This window comes from Brevundimonas sp. NPDC007368 (genome assembly GCF_042869015.1).
Classification (GTDB): domain Bacteria; phylum Pseudomonadota; class Alphaproteobacteria; order Caulobacterales; family Caulobacteraceae; genus Brevundimonas.
In genome coordinates this window covers 442633-462095 of the sequence record NZ_JBIAFA010000003.1, presented here as the reverse complement: position 1 = coordinate 462095, position 19463 = coordinate 442633, and the positions used below count along the sequence as shown (strand labels likewise).

22 protein-coding genes and 4 tRNA genes are annotated in these 19463 nt (G+C 66.7%); 20 read left to right on the top strand and 6 right to left on the bottom strand.

Going from position 1 to position 19463, the window contains the following annotated elements; all coding sequences use genetic code 11:
- Positions 1–3: 3 nt before the first annotated feature.
- The 3 genes from mgtE to ACFYLW_RS08965 all read right to left on the bottom strand — a co-directional run bounded on the left by mgtE (position 4) and on the right by ACFYLW_RS08965 (position 2118).
- Complete coding sequence (mgtE, locus tag ACFYLW_RS08975; protein WP_312063949.1) at positions 4–1419, bottom strand: magnesium transporter; 1416 nt, start codon at positions 1417–1419, stop codon at positions 4–6.
- 58 nt (positions 1420–1477) lie between these two features.
- Positions 1478–1562 (bottom strand) — tRNA-Leu (locus ACFYLW_RS08970).
- Between the two features lie 250 nt (positions 1563–1812).
- Complete coding sequence (locus ACFYLW_RS08965) at positions 1813–2118, bottom strand: FliM/FliN family flagellar motor switch protein (RefSeq protein ID WP_313412952.1); 306 nt, start codon at positions 2116–2118, stop codon at positions 1813–1815.
- A gap of 9 nt (positions 2119–2127) precedes the next feature.
- On the opposite strand from ACFYLW_RS08965, the gene lipB reads away from it, so the two are divergent.
- The gene (gene lipB / locus ACFYLW_RS08960) at positions 2128–2844 is read left to right on the top strand and encodes a lipoyl(octanoyl) transferase LipB (RefSeq protein ID WP_313472859.1); all 717 of its coding nucleotides are present in this window, start codon (positions 2128–2130) and stop codon (positions 2842–2844) included.
- Here the strand turns inward: lipB and ACFYLW_RS08955 are convergent.
- The gene (locus ACFYLW_RS08955) at positions 2841–3224 is read right to left on the bottom strand and encodes a DUF805 domain-containing protein (protein ID WP_313472858.1); all 384 of its coding nucleotides are present in this window, start codon (positions 3222–3224) and stop codon (positions 2841–2843) included. The genes lipB and ACFYLW_RS08955 overlap by 4 nt on opposite strands.
- A 178-nt stretch (positions 3225–3402) precedes the next feature.
- Here ACFYLW_RS08955 and ACFYLW_RS08950 point away from each other — a divergent pair, with 178 nt between their 5' ends.
- The 4 genes from ACFYLW_RS08950 (at position 3403) to ACFYLW_RS08935 (ending at position 6951) form a co-directional block, all read left to right on the top strand.
- A complete protein-coding gene (locus ACFYLW_RS08950) occupies positions 3403–4881 on the top strand; it encodes a hypothetical protein (RefSeq protein WP_312063954.1) in 1479 nt (492 codons plus the stop codon).
- A gap of 139 nt (positions 4882–5020) precedes the next feature.
- On the top strand, positions 5021–5512 hold the full coding sequence (gene msrB, locus ACFYLW_RS08945; protein WP_312063956.1) for a peptide-methionine (R)-S-oxide reductase MsrB: 492 nt from the start codon (positions 5021–5023) through the stop codon (positions 5510–5512).
- 49 nt (positions 5513–5561) lie between these two features.
- Positions 5562–6164, top strand: a complete 603-nt coding sequence (locus ACFYLW_RS08940; protein WP_313472857.1) for a hypothetical protein — start codon at positions 5562–5564, stop codon at positions 6162–6164.
- A gap of 130 nt (positions 6165–6294) precedes the next feature.
- Positions 6295–6951, top strand: a complete 657-nt coding sequence (locus ACFYLW_RS08935) for a DedA family protein (protein ID WP_313472856.1) — start codon at positions 6295–6297, stop codon at positions 6949–6951.
- A gap of 75 nt (positions 6952–7026) precedes the next feature.
- Here the strand turns inward: ACFYLW_RS08935 and ACFYLW_RS08930 are convergent, their stop codons facing one another.
- Positions 7027–10311, bottom strand: coding sequence for an amidohydrolase family protein (locus ACFYLW_RS08930; protein WP_313472855.1), 3285 nt, complete (start codon positions 10309–10311; stop codon positions 7027–7029).
- Positions 10312–10497: 186 nt separating this feature from the next.
- A tRNA-Thr gene (locus ACFYLW_RS08925) sits at positions 10498–10572 on the bottom strand.
- 65 nt (positions 10573–10637) lie between these two features.
- Between ACFYLW_RS08925 and ACFYLW_RS08920 the strand changes: the two genes are divergently transcribed.
- From ACFYLW_RS08920 to ACFYLW_RS08850, 15 genes are all read left to right on the top strand, one after another.
- A complete protein-coding gene (locus ACFYLW_RS08920) occupies positions 10638–10844 on the top strand; it encodes a hypothetical protein (RefSeq protein ID WP_313472854.1) in 207 nt (68 codons plus the stop codon).
- Positions 10845–10946: 102 nt separating this feature from the next.
- Positions 10947–12236 carry a UDP-N-acetylglucosamine 1-carboxyvinyltransferase gene (murA, locus tag ACFYLW_RS08915; protein WP_313472853.1) on the top strand — a complete coding sequence of 430 codons (1290 nt, stop codon included), beginning with the start codon at positions 10947–10949 and terminating at the stop codon, positions 12234–12236.
- Positions 12226–12723, top strand: a complete 498-nt coding sequence (locus tag ACFYLW_RS08910; RefSeq protein WP_313472852.1) for a DUF2948 family protein — start codon at positions 12226–12228, stop codon at positions 12721–12723. The genes murA and ACFYLW_RS08910 overlap by 11 nt, the downstream gene beginning before the upstream one ends.
- Complete coding sequence (locus ACFYLW_RS08905) at positions 12720–13187, top strand: UPF0262 family protein (RefSeq protein ID WP_312063964.1); 468 nt, start codon at positions 12720–12722, stop codon at positions 13185–13187. Before ACFYLW_RS08910 ends, ACFYLW_RS08905 begins: the two co-directional genes overlap by 4 nt.
- A gap of 101 nt (positions 13188–13288) precedes the next feature.
- Positions 13289–13507 (top strand): translation initiation factor IF-1, encoded by a 219-nt coding sequence (infA, locus tag ACFYLW_RS08900; RefSeq protein ID WP_003164348.1) that lies wholly within the window; start codon positions 13289–13291, stop codon positions 13505–13507.
- An 8-nt stretch (positions 13508–13515) separates the two neighbouring features.
- Complete coding sequence (locus ACFYLW_RS08895; protein ID WP_313472851.1) at positions 13516–14115, top strand: nucleoside triphosphate pyrophosphatase; 600 nt, start codon at positions 13516–13518, stop codon at positions 14113–14115.
- Between the two features lies 1 nt (position 14116).
- Positions 14117–15154 carry a ribonuclease E/G gene (locus tag ACFYLW_RS08890; RefSeq protein ID WP_313472850.1) on the top strand — a complete coding sequence of 346 codons (1038 nt, stop codon included), beginning with the start codon at positions 14117–14119 and terminating at the stop codon, positions 15152–15154.
- The gene (locus ACFYLW_RS08885; protein WP_292082156.1) at positions 15151–15309 is read left to right on the top strand and encodes a DNA gyrase inhibitor YacG; all 159 of its coding nucleotides are present in this window, start codon (positions 15151–15153) and stop codon (positions 15307–15309) included. The genes ACFYLW_RS08890 and ACFYLW_RS08885 overlap by 4 nt, the downstream gene beginning before the upstream one ends.
- 72 nt (positions 15310–15381) lie before the next feature.
- Positions 15382–15457: transfer RNA gene (locus ACFYLW_RS08880), tRNA-Phe, on the top strand.
- Positions 15458–15896: 439 nt separating this feature from the next.
- Entirely contained in the window at positions 15897–16811 is a 915-nt protein-coding gene (locus ACFYLW_RS08875) for a MotA/TolQ/ExbB proton channel family protein (protein WP_292082157.1), read from the top strand.
- 5 nt (positions 16812–16816) lie between these two features.
- Positions 16817–17248 carry a biopolymer transporter ExbD gene (locus ACFYLW_RS08870; protein WP_292082158.1) on the top strand — a complete coding sequence of 144 codons (432 nt, stop codon included), beginning with the start codon at positions 16817–16819 and terminating at the stop codon, positions 17246–17248.
- A gap of 18 nt (positions 17249–17266) precedes the next feature.
- Positions 17267–17974: an energy transducer TonB gene (locus tag ACFYLW_RS08865; protein ID WP_313472849.1), complete on the top strand. Its 708-nt coding sequence runs from the start codon at positions 17267–17269 to the stop codon at positions 17972–17974.
- A gap of 113 nt (positions 17975–18087) precedes the next feature.
- On the top strand, positions 18088–18390 hold the full coding sequence (locus ACFYLW_RS08860) for a hypothetical protein (RefSeq protein WP_313472848.1): 303 nt from the start codon (positions 18088–18090) through the stop codon (positions 18388–18390).
- 142 nt (positions 18391–18532) lie between these two features.
- Entirely contained in the window at positions 18533–19285 is a 753-nt protein-coding gene (locus tag ACFYLW_RS08855) for a M48 family metallopeptidase (RefSeq protein WP_313472847.1), read from the top strand.
- Between the two features lie 93 nt (positions 19286–19378).
- Positions 19379–19455 (top strand) — tRNA-His (locus tag ACFYLW_RS08850).
- The last annotated feature ends 8 nt before the right edge of the window (positions 19456–19463 follow it).

Below are 19463 nucleotides of genomic sequence, written 5' to 3'. Positions count from 1 at the left end.
GGATCAGAGCAAGACGATGGTCGCCAGGCCCAGGAAGATGAGGAAGCCGAAGAAGTCCGTCGTCGCCGTCACGAAGACGGCCGAGGAAACGGCGGGGTCGAACTTCAGCTTCGACAGGGTCAGGGGCGTCAGAACCCCGACGGTGGCCGCGACCAGCAGGTTCAGCACCATGGCCGTAGCGATGACCGCCCCTATGCGCCAGTCGTGGAACCAGAAGCCCGCCGCCAGACCGACCAGGGGCGACAGCACCAGGCCATTGGCCAGGCCCACGGTCAGCTCGCGCCAGAAGGTGCGCACGGCGTTGGAGGAGGTCAGTTCACGCGTCGCCAGGGCGCGGACGGTGACGGTCAGGGCCTGGGTGCCGGCGTTGCCGCCGATGGCCGAGACGATGGGCATCAGCACGGCCAGGGCGACGATCTGCTGAATCGTGCCCTCGAAGAAGGCGATGACCCCGGCGCCGAGAATGGCGGTGAACAGGTTGACGCCCAGCCAGGGCACGCGACCGCGCACGATCTCCAGCACGCCCGAGGACCGATCTTCGTCCGAGACGCCGGCCAGGCGCAGGATGTCTTCGCGGTTCTCTTCCTGGATGATGTGGACGATGTCGTCGACCGTCAGCTGACCGACCAGCCGTCCGCCGCTGTCGACGACCGGGGCCGAGATCAGGTTGTACTTCTCGAAGATGTAGGCGACCTCTTCCTGGTCGACGTCGACATCAATCTCGTTGACCGGCTCCATCAGCTCGGACAGCGGCGTCTCGCGCGGCGCGCGCAGCAGGCGGCTGATGGCGACGCCGCCGACGGGGCGGTTCACCGGGTCGACGACATAGATGTCGAAGAAGAGCTCGGGCAGGTCCTCGCCCTGGCGACGGACGTGGTCGATGGTGTCGCCGACGTTCCAGAACTGCGGCGCGGCCATGACCTCGCGCTGCATCAGGCGGCCGGCCGAATCCTCGGAATAGGCCAGCGAGGTTTCGATCGCGGCGCGATCGACCTCGGGCATGGCGGCCAGCACCTTCTCGCGCTGGTCGTCCTCCAGATCCTCGACCACGGCGGCGGCGTCGTCGGATTCCAGTTCCTGCAGGGCCTCGGCCAGGGTCAGGTGAGGCACCCGTTCCAGCACTTCCTCGCGGATGCCGTCGTCCAGCTCGGGCAGGGTGTCGGCCAGCAGGTCCGGCGGCAGCCACTGAACCACCACGGCGCGATGCTCGGCCGTCAGGAAGCCCATCAGGTCGGCGACGTCGGCGGGGTGAAGGTCTTCCAGCAGGCCGCGCAGGCGCATGCCGTCGCCGTCGTCGGCGGCGTCCACGACCTTTTCGACGAAGGAGGCCGTCAGGGCGTAGTTCTCGCCGAGGGCGACGTGATCTTCGGTTTCGATTTCGGGAGCAGGGGCCGGGGAGGCGGTATCCGTGTTGGTCACGTGCTGCCTCCCCGAAATGTCAGCCTGGTATAGCCGAGTGTCGCCCTGTCAGATCAGATGGTGCGGTCGAGAAGACTCGAACTTCCACGGGTTGCCCCACAGCGACCTCAACGCTGCGCGTCTACCAATTCCGCCACGACCGCTCGCATCGGAGGGCGGGCAATAGCGGAGAGGCGACGGAAAGAAAAGGGGGTTTTGCGGAAATAGGCGAAGTCTCGGCTTTTCCTGCCGATTTGCCGTCAATAGCCGCGTCGGGTCGAGAAGGCGCAGCCTTCTGATTGCGGCTTTAACCTGAAGCCGCGTCGGGTCGAGAAGGCGCAGCCTTCTGATTGCGGCTTTAACCTGAAGCCGCGTCGGGTCGAGAAGGCGGAGCCTTTTGAGCGCGGTTAAGAATTATGCCGCGCCGGCCATGAAGTCATAGATGTCGGCGGGGCGGGTGACGGTGATGGCGATGCGATCGTCGCGAATCTCGATCTCGCCGCGCGCGACCGGGTGGTTGTTGGCCAGGATCCAGACCTCGTCGCGTTCAGAGGCGTCGAGCGGAATCACAGCGCCGCGCCCCATGCGCAGCAGCTGTTGCATCGGCAGGACCGAACGGCCCAGCACGACCGAAATCTCGACATCAACGGCTTCGATCTGGCTCAAGACGATACTCGCAATCAACGCGTGGCCCTTGCGCCGACGCGTTAGGACACACATTGAAGCCTCATGCTTGCCGACCCGTTAAGCCTGACCGAACCTTTGCTGCTCCGAGACGGCGGCCGCCCCGTGCAGTGGGCTGTCTCGACCGGATATGTCGACTATGAACCCGCCGTCGCCGCCATGGAGGCCCGCGTCGCCGCCATCGCTGCGGGCGAGGCCGAGGAAGTGGTCTGGCTGCTGGAGCATCCGCCCCTTTACACGGCGGGGGTCTCGGCCAAGGACGACGATCTGCTGGCGCCCGACCGCTTCCCGGTCCACCGCACGGGGCGAGGAGGGCAGTTCACCTATCACGGGCCGGGCCAGCGCGTGGCCTATGTCATGCTGGACCTGAACCGGCGCGGCAAGGATGTGCGGGCTTTCGTCCATGGTCTGGAAGACTGGATCATCGGCGCCCTGGACCAGTTCGGCGTCGAGGCCGGGATGCGCGAAGGCCGCGTCGGCGTCTGGGTCGAGCGCAAGGGCGCAGGCTGGAGCCGCGAGGACAAGATCGCCGCCATCGGCGTCAAGGTCCGCAAATGGGTCAGCTTCCACGGCATCAGCCTGAACGTGGAGCCCGACCTGGATCATTTCGGCGGCATCGTGCCCTGCGGCATCACCGAACACGGCGTCACCAGCCTGGTCGATCTGGGCGTTCTGGCGACGATGGACGAGGCGGACGGGGCGCTAAAGGCCGCGTTCCAGCGGGTGTTCGGGCCGGTTCAGGACGGCGAAGCGCCGCTCTAGCCCTTTGTCGGCGCGCCGTAGCGGTTGAAGGCCTTCTGCCCCGGCAGCAGGGCCAGATCGACGACGACCAACACCAGCAGAGCCAGGGCGATCCAGTCGAGCGGAGCCTGAGGGCGAGGCCAGGCCATGGCGAAGGCCAGCAAGATCGGCCCGCTCCACCATCCCGACCGCCCTCGGTCGTGCAGACGCTGCGACAGCAGGCAGGCGGCGCTGTAGAGCAGGGCCGCCGCGACGAGCCAGCCCATCAGGTCGCGCGCCTTCAGGGGCGCCAGCAGATCGAACGCCGCCCAGATCGCCAGAAGAACGCCTGCTCCAATGAGAAAGGCGATGCGACCGATGCGGCCGCTGGACGTTAGGAACAGGTCTGAGAAGCGGTGCATCCGACTTCGGCTCTGGCAGGGGCGAAACAATCCCGCTTAAGGCGCTGACCGGCTTGAGTAAACCGACCGGTCCGAAGGCAAGCGTCGCGGTCAATTCGTCGCGGGGCTTTAACGTGGACCTTTCTTGGGTTTAAACACGGCGAACCCGCGTTTCGACGGCCCTCTGGGAGTATCCTCCATGCAACGTCTGCTCACCGCCTCGGCGGCGGTTCTCGCACTGGCCTTCGCGGCCGGCGGCGCTTCCGCCCAGAACTTCAGCGACCTCGCGCGTCAGGACCTTCAGGCCATGCACGATGCGCTGAAGGCCAACCATCCGGCTGCCGTGGTGCCGGGCGCCGCCAGTGAATCCTTCCGCAGCTGGATCGACTCCGGCCTGCAGGACGCCATGGGCAAGGCCGGTCAGGTCAACAGCGGCGAAAGCCACGCCTACCTGCTGCGCTACTACGCCAACGGTTTCCGTGACGCGAACATCGCCACCAGCCCGACCTTTGAAGGGGCCAGCCCCTTCTTCGCCACCGGTTGGCCCGGCGTGGCCACGGCCTGGCGCAACGGCGAATATGTCGTTTCCTACGTGCAGCCGGGCGTGCGCGGGGCGCCGCCGGTCGGGGCCGTGGTCAAGGCCTGCAACCTCCAGCCGATCGCCGATTTCGCCAAGACCAAGCTTGACGGCTTCGAAGGCGACCTGACCACTGAAGCCGCGCGTGTTCGCACCGCCCCCTATCTGCTGTGGAACCGCAACAACCCCATGGCCGGCGGCGTGCCCTCGACCTGCGAGTTCCAGGTCGGCCGTCGCACCCGCGACTATACGCTGAGCCCGCAACCGGCGACCGCCGCCAACCTGGAGGCCGCCTACCGCGCCTCGGTCTTCACGCCCGGCGCGACCAAGCTGTCGATCGAACAGGTCGACGGTCGTCCGTGGGTTCATGTCAACTCGCTGGAAGACAACGCCGGCTGGGACGCCTTCTTCGCCCAGGTCGAAGCCCAGGTCGGCGCCCTGCGCGGCGCTCAGGGCCTGGTCATCGACCTGCGCGGCGCCGACGGCGACTCGGTCAACGCCACCTCGCGCGGCTATGGCCTGGCCAACCGTATCTGGACGCCGGAATTCACCGTCAGCCGCCAGCCGGAAGCCGGTCAGATCACCTATCGCGCCACTCCGGCCAACCGTCAGTGGTTCGCCGAAACCCTGGGCCGGATGCAGGCCGACCCCCGCTTCGTGCAGGAATCGGGCGCTGTGATTGAACAGACCCAGGCCATCGTCGCCGCCTTCGATGCGGCCATCGCCGCCGGTCAACCGACCTTCGTCATGCCGGGCCGTCCGTCGGTCGCCGACACCGGCGCGGCCAACCCGGTGCAGGGCAAGGTCGTGGTTCTGGTCGACGGCGGCTGCACCAACGGCTGCCTGGACACCCTGGACCTGCTGACCCGCCTGCCGAACGTGCAACTGGCCGGTTCAGCGACCGCCGTGGACTCGATCTTCATCGAGCCGACCGTGCAGCGTCTGCCGTCGAACTATTCGGACCTCAGCTACGGTCACAAGGCCTGGACGACGCGCAAGCGCGGCAACAACCAGGGCTATGTCCCGGCGCAGGGCCTGACCTATACGGGCAACCCGACCGACGAAGTCGCCGTCCGCACCTGGGTCGGTGGTCTCTTTTAAGGAGCCTACCGCGCTTCGCGCTACTTGAGGCCATCTGAGCGGGCCTACCGCCCGCGGGCTACTCGAGGCCCGTTCAAGCGATCAAGACAAATGGGGCCGGACGGTGGAAACATCGTCCGGCCCTTCCTATTTTGGGCGGATGACCCAGACAGAATCTCCCACGTCGCTGCGTTCGCCCTCGGGCTTTGACCTGACGCCGCCGAGCGAGAGCCAGCGCGTGGCGCTGGAGGCCGATCTGTCGCCGGAGGAAAAGCGTGTCCTTCTGGCCCATGGCACCGAGGCGCCCTTCTGCGGCACCTTGCTGGGCGAGAAGCGGGCAGGGGTCTTCTGCTGCCGGGAATGCGGCCTGCCGCTGTTCCGCTCGGCCACCAAGTTCGAGAGCGGCACGGGCTGGCCCAGTTTCAGCGTCCCGGTGGACGAGACGCACGTCCGCGCTGTCCGTGACGAGAGCTATGGCATGGTCCGCGTCGAGACCCGCTGCGCCCGCTGCGACAGCCATCAGGGCCATGTCTTCCCTGACGGCCCGCCGCCGTCCGGCCTGCGCTACTGCATCAACTCAGTCGCCCTCAGCTTCGTGCCGGAAGGCGAGGCTCTGCCCGACCCCCTGGGGCGCGGCGACGGGACCGCCTGACCTTGGCCGCATTTGCAGTTAGGGTGATGGCGAACGGGAGTATGGGCGCATGATGATCGAACTGGCCGCCGCCGCGATGTTGCTGGCGAACATGGACCCCGAAGGCGTGGTGGCGACCGCGCCGCGCGGCGATCAATCGGTGCCGACGGCATCGGCCGCCGCCCTTGCTGCGTCCACCACCGACGCCTCGCCCAGCACGACGGTGCAGAGCGCCGCGCCCCATGGCCTGTCCACCGATGAACAGATCGCCCGCTGGATCGGCGAGCGCACGGCGGAGACCGCCAGCAAGGCGCCGGCTGATCCCTGGGCCGAAAGCGAGCCGCGCAAGATGCACGGCGAGTTCAGCGTCGGCATGGGCACGGGCGGCTATCAGGACTATGCGGCGGCGGTGTCCCTGCCGATCGGCGAGAACGGCACCCTCAACCTCAGTGTCAGTCAGACCAAGAACGGCCCCTGGGGTTACGGCTACGGCTCGCCCTGGGGTTATGGCGGTCCCTACGGCGGCTACGCCCGTCCGTTCGGCGTGATGGAGCCGCCAGGCTTTGAGGGGACCTATTTCCGTGGTCGGCCTTATGCGCCGCTGCGCCTTCGCCCCGGCACGGATCAGGGCACGACGAAATCCGCCGGGGTTTCGCTCGAAATCGGCCGCTAAACACCTGTAGAGCCTAGATCGGGACTGAGGCCTTCGCGCCACGGCGCGGCCTGTTTCCATCGAAGCGTCCCATCGCCGCATTCCCTTTGGGGGGCGACCTCCCATATGCGGGAGGCGATAGAGGACCAGTATGGATAGTTTGCTTAGTTCGGCCGCCGATTTCATCGCCAGACATCATGTCTGGGCCGGGGTCGTTCTGGGGCTGGTCACCTTCTTCGAGTCTCTGGTGGTCATCGGCGCCTTTGTGCCGGCGACAGGCCTGCTGGTCGCCGCAGGCGGACTGGTGGCGGCGGGCGTGCTGGACCCTGTCAGCGTCATCGCCGGATGCGTCATCGGCGCGGTCATGGGCGACGCCATTTCCTACTGGATCGGCCGTCGGCTGGGCACGGGCGTGCTGCGCCAGCCCATGCTGTTGCCGCATCGTCGCAAGATCGCCTGGACGCGGCTGTATTGCCGTCGCTACGGCGTGGCCTCCATCTTCATCGGCCGCTTCTTCGGGCCGCTGCGGGCCTTCGTGCCGGTGATGGTGGGCGTGCTGCGGATGCGTCAGCGGGTGTTCCAGCTGGCCAATGTCACCTCGGCCTTCGTCTGGGTCCTGGCGATGCTTGCGCCGGGCTATCTGGCCGCCAAGGGTCTGGCTCAGCTGGAGTTCATGAGCGAGGCCCACGGCCCGACCCTGATGCTGATCGCCTTTGGCGCGGTCGTCGTGACCGCCGTGGTCGTCATGCGCTGGCTGAAAGGCCGGGCGGCCAAACGCTCCGCCATGCTGGCCGCAACGGTCGAGTAGTCTCTCTCCTACGCCGTGCAAGAAAAAGGGCCCGACCGGATGGTCGGGCCCTCTTCATGTCCGGACTGACGAACGTCAGTCGTGGCCGTGGCTGTGACCGTGCGCGTCGGCCTCGGCGGAAGCGGCGCCGGCGCTCCAGGCCTGACCGTCGGCGGTCTGGTGCCAGAAGGGCTGACGCGGAGGCTGACCGACCTCGTTCATCTGATTGTCGAAGATACGGCCGTTGATCATCGTGTAGCCGATCTTGACCGTGTTCCGCAGGTTCTCCAGCGGGTTGGCGTCCAGCACGACCAGGTCGGCCAGCTTGCCGGTCTCCAGCGAGCCGATGTCCTTGTCCATGCCCAGGGCCGCAGCGCCGTTCAGGGTGCCGACGCGCAGGGCCTGATGCGGGGTCATGCCGCCCTGTTCGAACATCCACAGCTCCCAGTGGGCGCCGAGGCCTTCGCGCTGGCCGTGAGCGCCGATCTGCACCGACACGCCTTCGTCAGCCAGACGCTTGGCCTCGCGGGCGATGGAGATGTGATTCAGTTCGTCCGGCTGCACATGGACCGGGCGACGGGCGCGACTGTCGAGGATGCGGCGCGGGACGTACTGGGTCAGGATTGGATCGTTCCAGACGTCCGTGGCCTGATACCAGTAGTTCTCGCCCCAGTTGCCGCCATAGGCCACGATCAGGGTGGGGGTGTAGGCCACCTTGGTCTGACGCCACAGCTGATGCACGTCGGCGTACAGACGGGCCAGCGGGATCGAGTGCTCGATTGTGGTGTGGCCATCCACCACCATGCTCATGTTGTGCTGATAGAGGGAGCCGCCCTCGGGCACGACCATCATGCCCAGTTCGCGCGCGGCCTCCAGAATCTGCTGACGCTGGTCGCGGCGGGGCTGGTTGTAGCTCTTGACGCTCCAGGCCCCGACGGCCTGCATCCGGCGCAGGTTGGACATTGCGTCGTCCAGATCATTGACCTGGGCCGTAAAGGGCGTGTTGGCGCCATAGAGGATGGTGCCGGTCGAGAAGATGCGCGGGCCGACCACGCGTCCGGCCTTGGCCAGCTCGCTGTGGGCGAAGATCTCGCTCGAATCATTGGACGGGTCGTGGATGGTGGTCACGCCGAACGCGAGCGCGGCGTAGTTGACCCAGGACTGCTGCGGGATGATCTCGTCCGAGCCCATCGAGCCGTGCCAGTGGGCGTCCACCAGGCCGGGGATGATGGTCTTGCCGGCCATGTCCATGACGCGGGCGTCGGCGGGCACCGTGACCGAGCCGCGCGGGCCGATGGCTTCGATGCGGTTGCCGTTGATGACGACCACGCCGTCCTCGATGACCTCGTCGCCCTTCATGGTGATCAGGCGGGCGCCGCTCAGGACCACGCGGCCGGTCGGCCTGGCGTAGTCGGCGCTGAAGCCGATCTTGATTCCATGCTCGGCGGGCTTGGGCAGTGCGGCGGGCGCGCCCTCGGCGAAGGCGAAACTTTCGCTCAGCGGACGCGAGAACAGCTCCGGTCCCATCGACCATTGCAGGCGGCTGGAATCGCCGGACCAGTGCAGCCATTCGCCGGCGTCGCGGGTGACGCGGGTCTGGGGCAGGGCCTTGGTGTCGGCGCCGACCGTGACGGCGCGGCCCGTCGAGACGAAGGGCGTCACATAGGCGTTGAAGCGCTCGGTCCAGGCCACCCAGTGCTCATCCGGCGAGACCGAGAACTCGGCCGCCCATTCGCTGCTCAGGTGTTTGCGTTCGTCCTCGCCCGACAGGCTGACCGATTTCAGCACGCGTTTGTCGCCGTCGCGGGCGGTCAGGAAGATCCGGTCGTTGCGGGCGCCGAATTGCGGGTTGGAGCCGTTCTCGGTGATCAGGGTCGGCTCGCCGCCGCGCACCGAGGTGCGATAGACGCCGGGATTGCGGCTCCACAGGGCGGTGCGCAGGAAGCCGTCGCTGGAGGTGCGATAGACGATGGTCTGACCGTCCGGCGAGAACTGCGGCTCCAGATAATGACCGGGCTGGGCGCTGATGACGCGGCCCTCGCCGCCGGCGGCGGGAATCACCCGCAGCGTGCCCAGGTCCTGATCATTCCAGGTCGTGTAGACGATGGAGCGGCCGTCGCGCGACCAGGACGGGTAGAGCTCGAAGTGGTCGCTCTGGCGCGTCAGGCGACGCGGGGCGCCGGCCACGCCGTTGCGCAGGTCGCGGATCCACAGGTTGCCGAGGGCCTCGAACACCACTTTGGAGCCGTCGGGCGAGGTCTGGGCCCAGCGGACCATCTTCACGTCGAACTGGTCAGGCGCGACCTCGACGGGGAAGCGCACGGCCTCCTGCACGCGGCGGGTGTCGGCGACGTGGAAGGGGATTTCGCTGACGGCCTTGGAGGCCACGTCGATGCGGTGGATCTTGCCGCCGGCCCAGAAGACGATCGAGCGGTTGTCGGGCGTCCAGCTCATCGTCGGATAGACGCCGTGAATGGCCCAGGTTTCCTGCAGGTCGCGGTCCAGGGCGTCGTGGATCGGGGTCTCGCGGCCCGATTCGAGGTCCATGACATAGAGGACGGACTTGTACCGGTCGCGCCGGATGAAGGCCAAGGACTTGCCGTCGGGCGAGGGGGTGGGGCGAATCGAGCCGCCCGGCCCAGTGACGAAGGGCGTGATCTCGCCCGTCTCGCGATCCAGACGCCGGATCACATAGATCTGGGTGTTCGGGTCCTTGGAGTAGTCGAACACGCCGCCCGGCGTGGAGTCATCGCTGAAGTAGAGGTAGCGGCCGTCGGGCGAGAAGGCGGGCTCGCCCGTGTCCTTCTGCTGGGTGCGGCGCTCGGTCAGCTGCACGCCGCCGCCGCCCGCGCGGTGGTACATCCACATCTCGCCCGCGCCCAGCGAGCGCGACGAGGTGAAGTGCTTGCGGCCGACGATGAACTGACCGTCCGGCGACCAGTCGGGCTGGGTCAACAGGCGAAAGGATTCGTTGGACACCTGCTTGGCGTTCGACCCGTCGCGATCCATGACCCACAGGTTGTCGCCGCCGCCCCGGTCCGAGGTGAAGGCGATGGAGCGGCCGTCCGGCGAATATTTGGGCTGCATGTCCCAGGCCACGCCCGAGGCGATGGCGCGGGCCTCGCCGCCGGTGATGGGCATGACATAGATGTCGCCCAGCAGATCGAAGACGATCTCGCGGCCGTCCGGGCTGACGTCCAGCGACATCCAGGTGCCCTCGGTGACGTCGATGGCGGCATCGTGCGACGCGCCGGGCGGGTTCTGGACGTCCCACTTCGGCTTGGCCGGCGGGGTTGCGGCGGCCGCCGTTGAGTCGGTCGCAGGCGCGGTTTGCGCGAACGCCGGGAAGGCCACGGCCAGGGCCGCGACGGTGGTCAACAAGCTGCGCTTCATGGAAAGCCCCCAAACCCCTCGAAACTGAGGTCGGAAGGTCTAGCGGGCAGGGGACTGTCTTGACCAGACGTCAGGCGCCGAACGGGCGCAATTAGACCGCGTCAGGACATCGCATCTGATTGTCGGAGAAATTGGCCCGGGCCCTTGCAAATCATTGATCTGCAAGGGCCCGGATGGTGCCGCCGGGGGGAATCGAACCCACGACCTCAGCCTTACCAAGGATGCGCTCTACCACTGAGCTACGGCGGCCCCTCAACGAGGAGAGCGGCCGTATAGCCAACGACTTCGGGGCGGCACAAGCGGAAAATGCACGCTTGATCAAAAACTTTGCACGCGGTCTGCTGCACAACATGGATACCCCGCCCAAAGACCCTGGTCCCGCCGCACAAGACGTGGAGCAAACGCGCGAGCAGAAGGCCAAGGCCGAACGCGCCGTGCGCCTGGCCGCTGCGCTTCGCACCAACCTGAAGCGCCGTAAGGCGCCGACCGCCGCGCCGCGCCCCGCCACGGAGCGCAACTGAAAGTCATCGTCCTTGCGCGCACGCGGCTCTTTCGCGAGGGCGTAAGGGCTTGCTAGATAAGCGGTTCGCCGGGGCGCAGTGTTTCCGGCCGCGAAAGATTTCATGGACAGCATCGTCATCCACGGCGGCAACCGCCTGAACGGCCAGATCGAGGTCAGCGGCGCCAAGAATTCGGCCATCAAGCTGATGGCGGCCTCGATCCTGACGGATCAGCCCCTGCTGCTGACCAATATGCCGCGTCTGGCGGACACCCGGTTCCTGGGCCAACTGCTGCAGCAGTTCGGCGTCGAGGTCACCGAACGCAACGGCGCGGACGGGCAGGAGACCCTGTTCCATGCGCCGAAACTGACCTCGACCTTCGCCCCCTATGATCTGGTTCGCCAGATGCGGGCCTCGTTCAACGTCCTGGGGCCGCTGCTGGCCCGTTCCGGCGAGGCCAAGGTCTCGCTGCCCGGCGGCTGCACCATCGGCGCGCGTCCGGTCGACCTGCACCTGATGGCCCTGACGGCCATGGGCGCGGAGATCGAACTGGAAGAGGGCTATGTCTCCGCCCATGCGCCCAAGGGCCTGCAAGGGGCCGAGATCGAGTTCCCCTTCGTTTCGGTCGGCGCGACCGAGCACGCCCTGTTGGCGGCGGTGCTGGCCAACGGAACGACCGTGCTGAAGCGCGCCGCGCGCGAGCCCGAGATCGGCGACCTGGCCCGCTGCCTGATCGCCATGGGCGCCAAGATCGAAGGCCTGGACACCGATGTCCTGACCATCACCGGCGTCTCGTCGCTTAACGGCACGACTTGGTCGGTGATCCCCGACCGGATCGAGATGGGCTCTTACGCCCTGGCCGCCGCCATGGCCGGAGGCGAGGTGCGCCTGACCAAGGGCCGCGCCGACCTGATCACCGCCCTGACCGACAAGATGATCGAGGCGGGCGTCGAGGTCGAAGCCACCGCCGACGGCGTCATCGTGCGTCGTGACCCGACGCAGCGGTTGAAGGCCGTCAACGTCACGACCGAGATCTATCCGGGCTTCGCCACCGACCTGCAGGCCCAGTTCATGGCCCTGATGACGACGGCCGAAGGCACGAGCATCATCCACGAGAACATCTTCGAGAACCGTTTCATGCACGCGCCCGAGCTGGCGCGTCTGGGCGCCGACATCTCGGTCCACGCGGGCGAAGCCCACGTGCGCGGCGTCGAGAAGCTGACCGGCGCGCCGGTCATGGCCACGGATCTGCGCGCCTCGATCAGCCTGGTCATGGCCGGTCTGGTCGCCGAGGGCGAAACCACGGTCGGTCGCGTGTATCATCTGGATCGCGGCTTCGAGCGGATGGAAGAAAAGCTGGGAGCCTGCGGCGCCGATGTGCGGCGCGTGAAAGGCGGAGCGGATGAGCACTGAGGTCGAGACGATCTCCGACAACGACGCGGCGGCCGAGGCCCTGGCCCCTATGGCTCCCTTGCGCCTGCTGGCCGAGGACGCCGTCGATCTGCAGATCATCTCGGCCGCGCTTCAGGACGCCATCATGCGGCCTGTCGACATTCGTTGGGAAAAGGACGCACGGCGCCTGACCATCGTCCTGTCGCGCTTCTGCTGGGAATGCGGCGGCACGCGCGTCATGGCGGCGATGCAGTTCGGCGACGTCGAGGCGGTCAAGAGCCGGCGGCTGCCGCGCCTGCCCGAATCGGCGCTGGAGCTGCTGGCGCTGGACTTTGAGCCGACCGAAGCGCCCGGCGGCCGCGTCATCCTGATGTTCGCCGGCGGCGGCGATCTGCGCATCGACGTGGAATGCCTGGACGCCGTGCTGACCGACCTGTCCGACCGCTGGCCCGCGCGCATGGCGCCGACCCATCTGGACGAGACCCCTTCTGACGAGGCCAAGGCATGAGCGGTCCGCACAAGCTGTCGTCGATCGAAGTCGACGCCGCGACCCTTCCGGCGGCCACCGCCGAGATCGAGCATCAGCGCCGCGTCGCCATCTTCGACCTGATCGAACAGAACAGCTTTACGCCCGAGGGCGCCGAGGGCGGTCCCTATGCGCTGCGTCTGTCCTCGCAGGACAACCGCCTGGCCTTCGACATCTCCGGGCCGGATTTTTCGCGCACCCACGTGCTGTCGCTGTCGCCGATGAAGACGGTGATCCGCGACTACGCCCTGATCTGCGAAAGCTATTACGAGGCCCTGCGCGGCTCTTCGCCCAGCCAGATCGAGTCCGTCGACATGGGGCGTCGCGGCCTGCACAACGAGGGCGCCGAACTGCTCCGGGGACGTCTTGAGGGCAAGGTCGAGATCGACAAGGAAACCGCCCGTCGGCTGTTCACGCTGGTTTGCGCCGTCTATCGACGCGGCTGAACTCGACTATTTCGGCGTTTTGGTGCATTAGGCGCCTCCTTCACGGCTCGCGTTCACGCCCGACGCGAGCCTTAAGCTGTTTTTCGGGCGAGAGAGACCGCATGGCCAAGGAAGAGCTTCTCGAGTTCCCCGGCGTTGTCAGCGAACTGCTGCCGAACGCCACTTTCCGCGTGACGCTGGAAAACGACCACGAGATCATCGCCCATACCGCCGGCAAGATGCGCAAGAACCGCATCCGCGTTCTGGCGGGCGACAAGGTGCTGGTTGAAATGACGCCCTACGACCTGACCAAGGGCCGCATCACCTATCGCTTCAAGTAAGGACGCGCGTGTCGCGTCCTGACCTTTCGGCTCCGAGGCTGGTTCTGGCCTCGTCGAGCCCGCGCCGCATTGAGCTGCTGGCGCAGATCGGGGTGGTTCCCGATCATGTTGATCCCGCCGACATCGACGAGACCCCGCTGAAAGGCGAGACGCCGTTGCGTCTGGCCGAGCGCCTGGCGCGCGGCAAGGCCGAGGTGGTGGCCGCGCGTTCGCCCGACGCCATCGTCCTGGCCGCCGACACCGTCGTCGCCCTGGGTCGTCGCCTGCTGGAAAAGCCGGCGGACGAGGCCGAAGCCCAACGCTTCCTCGAACTGCTGTCGGGCCGCAATCACCGCGTCTTCACCGGCGTCGTCGTGATCGCTGATGGTCGGGCGACCTGCCGCGTCGTGGACACCCGCGTTTCCTTCAAGACCCTGTCGCCTGAAGAGATCGCGACCTATGTCGCCTCGGGCGAGTGGCGCGGCAAGGCGGGCGGATACGGCATCCAGGGGGCGGCCGCCGCCTTCGTGCGCCGCATCGTCGGCAGCCATCCGGCCGTGATGGGCCTGCCGCTCTATGAGGCGGCCAATCTGCTGCGCGGCGCCGGCTGGCGGCCCAGGACCGCCTGACGTGGCCGATGTCGAGGTCTTCCTCGATGAGACGCCGGGCGAAACCCGCGGCGTCATCGCCCGCGACGGCCTCTTTACTCAACTGATCCTCCACCGCGACAGCGACCGGCCGAGCGATCGGCTGGGCGCGCGTTGCGTCGGCCGTATCGCGCGGGTCGAACCGGGCCTGCGCGGCGCCTTCGTCGACCTGGGCGCGGGCGAGCCGTTCGGCTTTCTGCCTCTGGGCAAGGACGACAAGACGGGGGAGGGGGCCAAGCTCGAGGTCGAGGTCGTCGCCGAGCCGCGTGAGCGCAAGGGCCCGGTGCTGCGTCGTCTCGGCGAGGCGTCGGGCGAGCCGCGCCTGCTGGCGCCCGGGCCGGATGTCACGGCGATTCTGGCGGCGCTGGCGCCAGGGATCGAGCGCGAGACCGGCGTCGCCGCGATCCGCGCCGCCCTGGAGGCCGAAGAAGACGCCCTTTCCACCGCCTTGGTCGAATCGAGCAGCGGGCTGGACCTGATGATTCAGCGCACCCGCGCCCTGATCGCGGTTGATATCGATCACGCGCCCGCGCCGGGACGTGATTCACGCAAGAACCGGGAAGCGGCCAACCGCGCCGGATTGTCACATGCGGCCCGCCTTCTGGCCCTTAATGGGTGGGGCGGTCTGGTGGTGATCGATCTCGCCGGCGTCGGCCTGCACGGCGACACTATAATGAAGATGGCGCGCGCCGCCTTCGTCGGAGAGCCCCAGGCGGCCTTCGGTCCTCTGAGCCGGTTCGGCCTGATGCAGTTGTCCCTGCCGTGGCGACGGACGCCGCTGGACGAGCGACTGCTGGACGGACGCGGGCGACCGACCCTCGCGACCTGCGCCATAGATATGACGCGACGGCTTCGGCTGGCCTTGCTGTCTGACCCCGCGACGCCGCGCCTCGTCGCGCGTTGCGCGCCTGAGGTCGCCGTCCTGGCCGCGCCGCTGGTCGAGGCCCTGGGGCCGAGGGCAGGCGTGAGGGCGGATTCCCTGATCGCCGTCGGCGTCGTTAGAATTGAAGAGGCCCGGTGATGTCGCTTTGCCCTATTTGCCGCCGTCAGAAGCCGGATCCGGCCTACAAGCCGTTCTGCTCCAAGCGCTGCGCCGACGTCGATCTGCAGCGCTGGTTCACAGGCGGCTACGCCATTCCGACCGATGAAGTGGTCGATGATGAAAAAGATCGCTGAATTGAGTGAATTGGCGTCTGGACAGCCCCGTCAGCCTCGCCTATAGACCCGCCTCTCGCGACGACGTCGTGCGCCTGGATAGCTCAGCTGGTAGAGCAGCGGATTGAAAATCCGCGTGTCGGTGGTTCGAACCCGCCTCCAGGCACCACTCCCCCTTCAAGTGATGCATTCGCCCCTGTGGCGAAGCTGTGCCGTAAAATGGCCTAAATTTCGCCTTGGGAATTGCATTTCGGTAAGGTGGCTCGATGCGACGTTTTCGTGTCGCTGCCATTACGAAAACCGCAAATATCTTGCTCGCCACCCCGATTGCTGCAGGTGCGAAGGGGAAAAGAAACTTTGCGCACTTGACGCTACGTGGGGCGTTCGCCAAAGGGACTTAACCGCATTCCTGCTTGCAGGTCGAGGTGACCGGGATATTGTGCCCGGACCTTGGCGGCGGCGCTCGTTTTCGAACGGGGGTTGCAGGAGGGCGGCTCCACTGGTCCGGCTCGATCCGGCGGTGGCGCAATTTCATTATAGGGACGGCCGACTGACGCGGTCCGTGTCTTGGGTTCCACGTGTCAGACCAAAGCAGGAACTGGCGAAAAATGCTCGATAGCAAGAAGACGAATATCCTCCTCGCAATGGCCGGCGCCGCCGTCCTGATGGCGAGCTCGCCGGTTCTGGCGCAAGACGCCGCAGCCCCGGCCGCTGCCCCGGCAGCCGCCGCCTCGACCGCCGCTCCGGCTGCCGACGCTGCTGCTCCGGCCGCTGACGCTGCTGCCCCCGCCGCCGACCCGACCTCGGTCAGCGAGTCGGTTTCGGGCGGCCACAGCGGCGGCATCACCCCGGTCTCCATGTTCATGGAAGCCACCGCGGTCGTTAAGATCGTCATGATCGGCCTGCTGCTGGCCTCGGTCCTGTCGTGGACCATGCTGCTCATCAAGCTGCTCGAGTTCGGCGCCCTGAACAAAACCACCGACCGCTTCCTGGAAGCCTTCCGCGGCGCTCGCACGATCGCTGACATGCGTCGCGTCGCCACCTCGGAAGACTTCGACGGCAACCCGCTGGCCGACATGGCCGCCGCCGCCACCGAGGAAATCGAACTGTCGCGTCAGGCTGGCCTGAGCGTCACCGGCGATCACCGCGACTCGGCTCTGCTGCGCGCCCAAACCGCCGTCGCCGCCGTTCAATCGGGTCTGCCGAAGCGCCTGTCGGGCGGCCAGCAGTTCCTGGCTTCGACGGGTTCGACCGGTCCGTTCGTCGGTCTGTTCGGCACCGTTTACGGCATCATGAACTCCTTCATCGGCATCGCCGAGTCCAACACGACCAACCTGGCCGTCGTTGCTCCGGGTATCGCTGAAGCCCTGCTCGCCACCGGTATCGGCCTGTTCGCCGCTATCCCGGCCGTTATCTTCTACAACTACTTCAACACGCGCATCTCGAACTACGGCACGCGTTCGGACGGCTTCAACGCTGAACTGATCAACGCCATCTCGCGTCAGCTCGACAAGGGAGCGTAAGACGGATGGCCGCCAAACTTTCCGGTTCCGGCGGCGGCAAGTACACCGTCGAGGCTAATGCCGAGATCAATGTCACGCCTTTCGTTGACATCATGCTCGTCCTCCTCATCATCTTCATGGTGGCGGCTCCGCTCGCCACCGTGTCGGTGCCGGTGAAACTGCCTCGCGCCGTTGCGCCTCCCGGCAAGAACCCGCCGACGCCCGTCTTCATCTCCATCCAGAACGATGGCGATGTCTGGATTGGCGACCTGCGGTCCTCGCCTGGTTCGCTCGGCGACGATCTGCGGGTGCAGATCGGGCGCAGGAACCCTTCGGAAGAACGTATTTTCATTCGTGCAGACCAGCAGACTCGGTACGGCGACTTCATGCAGGTCATGAACGCTCTCCAGGACAATGGTTTCTACAGCGTCGCCCTGGTTGGCGAAGACAACTCGTAAGGGGGCGGGGCGCATAGCATGACAGCTGAACCTCACCACCGTGATCCGATCCTGGATCCGCCGAAGAAGAAGAAGAAGCTTTCGACCGGCGCCGTCGTGGGCATCACCGTCTCGGTGATCGTCCACGCTCTGGCGGGCCTGTACTTGTACAACAACAAGTTCAAGCTGAAGGAAATGACCTACGAGGACGAGGCCGTCGATGTCGAGCTGATGGAGGTTCCCCCTCCGCCGCCGCCGCCGCCGCCGCCGCCGCCTCCGCCGGACACCCCTCCGCCGCCGAAGCTTCAGGTGCGTGAACCGCAGATCAACACCCAGGCGCCTCCGCCTCCGGTGACTGTGGCCATCGAACCGACGAAGAAGGAAGACCGTCAGGAATACACGGGCCCGCCCGTGATCGTCCCCGGACCTCCGCCTCCGCCGGCTCCTCCCGCGCCGCCGAAGCCTTCGGTCATCACCAACCCGAGCTGGTCCCGCCAGGTCTCGCCCGAGTTCCCGGAACGCGCTCAGTCGCGCGGTATCGAAACCGGTTCGGCCAAGGTGAACTGCGCGGTCGCCGCCAACGGCAGCCTTTCGGACTGCCGCATCGTGGACGAAGACCCCGCCGGCGCCGGTTTCGGTCAAGCGGTTATTCGGGCGGCCCGTTCGGGTCGTCTGGCGCCGCGGACTGTCGACGGCGCCGCCGTCGGCGCCCGCGTCGAGTTCACGACCCGCTTCCGTCTGGACTAAGGATCTCTTTCGAGATCCAGCTGAACGCCCCGGAGGAAACTCCGGGGCGTTTTTCGTCGTTCCGCTCTCGGTCGTGATCGGGCGTGGTTCTCAACCCGCCGGAGGAGGCTCCCGTGAATCGTGTTTCCTGCATGGCCGTCGTCTTCTCCTCCATGATCGGCCTTGGCGCTGCCGGATGCGCAGGCCATGACAAGCCGTCCGATGTGTCCGGCACCGGATGGGCGAAGGTGAATTGCGGGTTTGACACGCAAGGTCGCCTTTTGGATTGCCGGATCGTTGAGGAAAGCCCCGTGGGCGCTGGCCTTGGGGAAAGGGTGCTCGAGGCTGTAGGCGCGGGGCGTCTGGCGCCTCGGACGGTCGAGGCAGTTCAACCTGGCGCCCGCGTCGAGTTCACGACCCGCTTCCGTCTGGACTAAAGATCTCTTTCGAGATCAGGTTGAACGCCCTGGAGGAAACTCCGGGGCGTTTTTCTTTGGTCCGCTGCTCGGGAAGCAGCCGGCGGCATGGAGCCTGAGGGCGAGCTGTGCATTATGAACCTCGAACTTTTCTGGAGGTCCCGTGTCGTCCAAGTCCCTTCTCGCCGCCCTGCTGCTGGGCGCTGGTCTCACGAGCCTGGGTGCTTGCGCCTACAACGAGACCCTGGGTCGCAATCAATTCCTGATCGTCGATGACAGCGCCCTGATCCAGCAGTCTCAGGCGGCGTGGACCGAAACCCTCCGCACCCAGAAGGTGTCGAACAACGCCGCTCAGAACGCGCGTGTGCGCCGCGTCGGCGACCGCATCGTCCAGGCCGCGCGGCTGAGTGATCGTCACTGGGACTATGCGGTGTTCGAGGATGCGACGCCGAACGCCTTCGTATTGCCGTCCGGCCATATCGGGGTGACGACAGGGCTGTTGAACATCGCCAGGAACGACGACCAGCTGGCGACCGTCATCGGTCACGAGGTCGGCCATGTGGTGGCGCGTCACGCCGCCGAGCGCTCGTCGACCAATGCCGCCACCGGACTGGTGCTGGGCGCGGTGCAGAGCCAGGCGGGGGACTACAGTCAGGCGGTTCAGGCTTTCGGCGGCCTGGGCGCGCAACTCGGAGTGCTGCTGCCCTTCTCACGCAGTCATGAGTTGGAGGCCGACCGGTTGGGCGTCGATTACCTGGCCGCCGCCGGCTACAAGCCGTCCGAGGCCGTTGCTCTGTGGCGGACCATGGCGCAGCAGCGTCAGACCTCGACCCCGCAGTTCGCCTCGACCCACCCGTCGGATCAGACGCGGATCACGGCTCTGGAGCAGTACATCGCCAGCCGGGGATGGAACTGACGGGGATAAAAGCGATTTCCCGCGTTGAGGGTGAAAAGGGTGCTTGCTCCGCCGGGCGAGGCCCGCTAGAGAACCGCCCTCGCGCAGAGATGTGCAGCCTTAGCTCAGTTGGTTAGAGCGCCGGTTTGTGGAGCCGGAGGTCCTCAGTTCAAACCTGAGAGGCTGTACCATTTTCCTG